Annotated in this window: 4 protein-coding genes; all 4 read left to right on the forward strand. The window is 69.6% G+C overall.

Annotated features, from left to right (window positions below; all coding sequences use genetic code 11):
• A partial coding sequence (locus K0M70_RS07255) for an FtsX-like permease family protein (protein ID WP_290781040.1) occupies positions 1 to 1,082 on the forward strand: 1,082 nt, incomplete at its 5' end.
• Positions 1,083 to 1,116: 34 nt separating this feature from the next.
• Complete coding sequence (locus K0M70_RS07260) at positions 1,117 to 2,427, forward strand: ABC transporter permease (RefSeq protein ID WP_290781042.1); 1,311 nt, start codon at positions 1,117 to 1,119, stop codon at positions 2,425 to 2,427.
• 10 nt (positions 2,428 to 2,437) lie between these two features.
• Entirely contained in the window at positions 2,438 to 3,658 is a 1,221-nt protein-coding gene (locus K0M70_RS07265; protein ID WP_290781044.1) for an FtsX-like permease family protein, read from the forward strand.
• An 11-nt stretch (positions 3,659 to 3,669) separates the two neighbouring features.
• Positions 3,670 to 4,387 (forward strand): sigma 54-interacting transcriptional regulator (locus tag K0M70_RS07270; protein WP_290781046.1); only part of this gene is annotated, 718 nt, incomplete at its 3' end.

A 4,387-nucleotide genomic window follows, 5' to 3' on the forward strand; every position in this document is an offset into this window, starting at 1 on the left:
CCCCCCGCCCCGGGGGGGCGTACGAAGCTAACACGTTCTATATCCGTCTCTACGGCTTCCGCGAAGGCATCGACGTGCCGGCGATGCTCGACGCCGACCTGGCGATGATCCGGGCGATGCCGGGCGTGAAGGCCGTGGCCACCGCCAACATGGCGCCGCTCACCCAGTCGGGCTGGAACCTCAGCGTGCGAGCCAACAGCAACGACGACAGCGTCGAGGACACCAACACCGCGTTCTACTTCAGCTCCGAGAACCTGGTGGAGGCATTGGGCCTGGAGCTGACCGAAGGCCGCTACTTCACGCCCGACGAAGTGCAGGTGGTCGAACCTTCGCTGGCCAACGTCGAACCCAAGCACACGGTGATCACCCGCGCCCTGGCCAGGCACCTGTTCCCCGACGCCAAGAACTACGTCGGAAAAGTGCTGTACCTGGGTGATTCGCGGATGGAGGTGGTGGGCGTGGTCGAGAAGATGCAGAGCCCCTGGGCGCAGCTGGGCGACGTCGCCGAACGCTCGATCATCGTGCCCCTGCGCCAGCTCGATCCCAACGCGTCCTACATCGTGCGCACCGAACCCGGCCAGCTGGACCGCCTGATGCGCGAAGTGGAGGACAAACTGGTGGCCGCGCGCGACGACCGCGTGCACCTGCGCACCACCAGCCTGCTGGAGGCACGCGCCAACCGCTACCGCGCCGACCGCTCGCTGGCCTGGATGCTGGTCACCATCATGGGCCTTCTGCTGGTGGTGACCGCGTCGGGCATCGTCGGCATGGCCTCGCTGTGGGTGAACCAACGGCGCAAGCAGATCGGCGTGCGCCGGGCGATCGGCGCCCGGCAGCGCGACATCCTGCGCTACTTCCTGGTCGAGAACTTCATGGTCACCACCCTGGGCATCGCCGTGGGCCTGGGCCTGACGATGGCACTCAACCAGTGGCTGGTGGGCGCGCTGGAAGTGCCGCGCCTGCCGTTGCACTATCTGCCGGGCGGCGTCATCGCACTGTGGCTGCTGGGCCTGCTGGCGGCACTGGGTCCGGCCTGGCGCGCGGCGCGCATCCCGCCTGCCGAAGCCACGCGCAGCGTCTGACGCCACCCCGCACGCCCACCCCCGGGATACCGACATGCTTGCCTACTATCTGATGCTGGGTCTGCGCAGCCTGCGCCGCGCACCTGCGCTGACGGCGCTGATGGTGGTGATCCTGGCGGTGGGCATTGCCGCCAGCATGACCAGCCTGACGATGCTGATGGCGCTGGCGGGCGATCCGATCCCGGGCAAGAGCGACCGGCTTTACACGCCGCGGCTGGACACGCGGCCGCTGGAGGGTGCCGACGATCTGTCCACGCCCGACCTGCAGCTTACCTACGCCGACGCCACCAACCTGATGCGCTCCGGTTTCGGCATGCGGCGCGCGGTGCTGTACGGCATCGCGCCGGCGGTGGACCGCGGCAGCCAGGCGCCGCCGGCCGAACGCACGCCGGGCATCGCCACCACGGGCGAGCTGTTCACGATGCTGGACGTGCCTTTCCGCGAAGGCGCCGCCTGGTCCGTCAACGACGATGCACGCGGCGCCGACGTAGCCGTGATCGGCACCGACCTGGCGCGGCGGCTGTTCGGCGACGACCCGGCCGTGGGCCAGCGCCTGCGCGTGGACGAGCGCGAATACACCGTCAGCGGCGTCATCGGTAACTGGGCGCCGACGCCGAAGTTCTACCGCGTCTACGGCTCCAGCGTCACCAGTGCGCCCGAGCAGCTCTGGATCCCGTTCAACAACGCGCTCGGGCGCTCCTACCGCAACGAAGGCTGGACCAGCTGCGACGGCGCCGAGCAGGGCTACGATTTCCAGAGCTTCCTGGACTCGAACTGCACCTGGGTGCAGTACTGGGTGGAGCTGGCCAGCGCCGGCGACGCGGACGGCTTCCGCGACCACGTGTCGGCCTACGTAGCGCAGCAGAAGGCGCTGGGCCGCATGCCCCGCCCCGACAACTCGAAGGTGCTGGACGTGCGGGGCGTGCTGGCCGATATCGGCGTGGTGGGCAACGACACCCGCATGGCCACCTGGGTGGCCTTTGGCTTCCTGTGCGTGTGCCTGGTGAACCTGATGGCGCTGATGCTGGCGAAGTTCACCGCGCGCCAGGGCGAAATCGGCGTCAGGCGCGCGCTGGGAGCTCGGCGGCGCGACATCTTCGCGCAGTATCTCGTGGAGGCCGGCGTGATCGGCGCAGCGGGGGCGGCGGCAGGGGCGGCACTGGCGCTTTACGGCGTGCAGCTGCTGGGCCAGGGCCTCGCGGACTCGCCCACGTTCTACCGCATGGACACGCGGCTACTGGCGGCGACCGTCGCGCTGTCGCTGCTGTGCGCCCTCGTGGCCGGCCTGCTGCCCACCTGGCGCGCGGCCAGCGTGCGCCCGGCCATCCAGCTCAAGAGCCAATAGGAGCGCCGCCATGACCATCCGCCCGATCTTCTCCGCCATGCGACGCAGCGCCTCGGGCGTGCTGCTGATCGCGCTGCAGGTGGCGCTCACCCTGGCCATCCTGGCCAACGCGCTTTACGTGGTGAACGAGCGCCTGCGCGAGGCGTCCACGCCCAGCGGCGTAGTCGAGGCGGGCCTGCTGTCGCTGGTGGTCAGCGACAAGGCCGGCGATGACACCGGCGCGGTGATCGAACGCGACGTGCAGCGCCTGGCTGCCATTCCGGGCGTGCTGTCGGTGTCGTACGTGAACCAGATGCCGCTGTCGCAGTCGGGCAGCAACAACGGCTTCCAGGTGGACCCTGACGCCGTGGACTCCACCGCGTCGGCGGCGGTGTACCGCACCGACGCCAACGTCGTGCGCACCTTGGGCCTGCAGCTGGTTTCGGGCCGCGACCTGCGCGCCGACGAGCAGCGACTGTTGAGCTGGTCCAAGCCGGGCAGTGAACATTCGCCAGTGGCCTTGATCACCCGCAGCCTCGAGGCGGCGCTGTTCCCGGGCGAATCGGCGGTTGGCCGCACCATCCGCGCCGGCCGCGGTGCGCCGGCCATCGAGGTGGTGGGCGTGGTGGACGGACTGGTGTCACCGTGGGGCCGCACCAGCTGGGGCGGTGACCCTGCGCATTCGGTGATCTATCCGCAGCGCATGGCCATCCCCGTGCTCGGTTATGCGGTGCGGGTCGAGGCGTCGCAGCAGGACCGCGTGCTGGGCGAAGCGCGCAGCCTGCTGCAGCAGCAACAGCCCGGCCGGCTGGTGCTGTCGGCCCGCACCATGGACGAAACGCGCGCGGAGCGCTACCGCAGCGAGCGCACCGTGATCCGCGGGCTGCTGCTGGTGGTCACGCTGCTGCTGGTGATGACGGCCACCGGCATCGTCGGCCTGGCTTCGCTGTGGGTCAGCCAGCGCCGCAAGCAGATCGGCGTGCGCCGCGCGCTGGGAGCCCGGCGCGCGGACGTGCTGGAATATTTCCTGGTCGAGAACCTGCTGATCACCACGCTGGGCGTGGTGGCCGGCGCCGTGGCGGCTTATGCAATGAACGCTCTGATGATGTCCAGCCTGTCCCTGGGCCGCCTGCCGCCTTCCTATGTTGGTTTCGGCGCGCTGGCGCTGGTGCTGCTGGGACTGGTGGCGGTGGTCGGCCCGGCCTGGCGCGCGGCCGCCATACCGCCTGCCGTAGCCACGCGCAGTGTGTGAGAATTCCGTGCATGCCTACCGTCCTGGTCATTGACGACAACCCCGCCATCGCCACGGCGCTGGACGTGCTGTTCTCGCTGCACGACATCCACACGCTGTATGCACACGGCCCCGATGAAGGGCTGAAGCTTCTGGCGGGTCAGCCGGTGGACCTGGTGGTGCAGGACATGAACTTCAGCGCCGACACCACCTCGGGCGAAGAAGGTGAAGCACTGTTCCGCCGTATTCGCCAGGCGCATCCCGATCTGCCCATCGTGCTTCTGACGGCGTGGACGCACGTAGATGCCGCCGTGAGCCTGATCAAGGCCGGCGCCGCTGACTACCTGGGCAAGCCCTGGGACGACGCGCGGCTGATGGCGTCGGTGGGCAACCTGATCGAGTTGGGCCAGGCCAACCGCCTTCTGGCGCGCGAACGCGGGGCGCGCCAGCGCACCCGCGCCGGCATCGAGTCGCGGCTCGACCTGCGCGGCATGGTCTGGGGCGACGACGCCATGGCTCAGCTGCTGGGTTTGGCCGCGCAGGTGGCGCAGGCCGACGTGCCGGTGCTGGTCACCGGCCCGAACGGGTCTGGCAAGGAATGCATTGCCGCCATCCTGCAGGCCAACTCGTCGGTGAAGTCGGGGCCGTTCGTAACGCTCAACTGTGGCGCGCTGCCGGCCGAGCTGATCGAGGCGGAGCTGTTCGGCGCCGAAGCCGGCGCCTACACCGGCGCAGCGAAGGCACGCGAAG

The sequence above is a fragment of the Arenimonas sp. genome, from assembly GCF_019459675.1.
Classification (GTDB): domain Bacteria; phylum Pseudomonadota; class Gammaproteobacteria; order Xanthomonadales; family Xanthomonadaceae; genus Arenimonas.

What these genes read in the sequence shown, in the direction of transcription:
- K0M70_RS07260 (WP_290781042.1), top strand. Translation starts at nt 1,117, where the DNA reads ATGCTTGCCTACTATCTGATGCTGGGTCTGCGCAGCCTGCGCCGCGCA.
- K0M70_RS07265 (WP_290781044.1), top strand. Translation starts at nt 2,438, where the DNA reads ATGACCATCCGCCCGATCTTCTCCGCCATGCGACGCAGCGCCTCGGGC.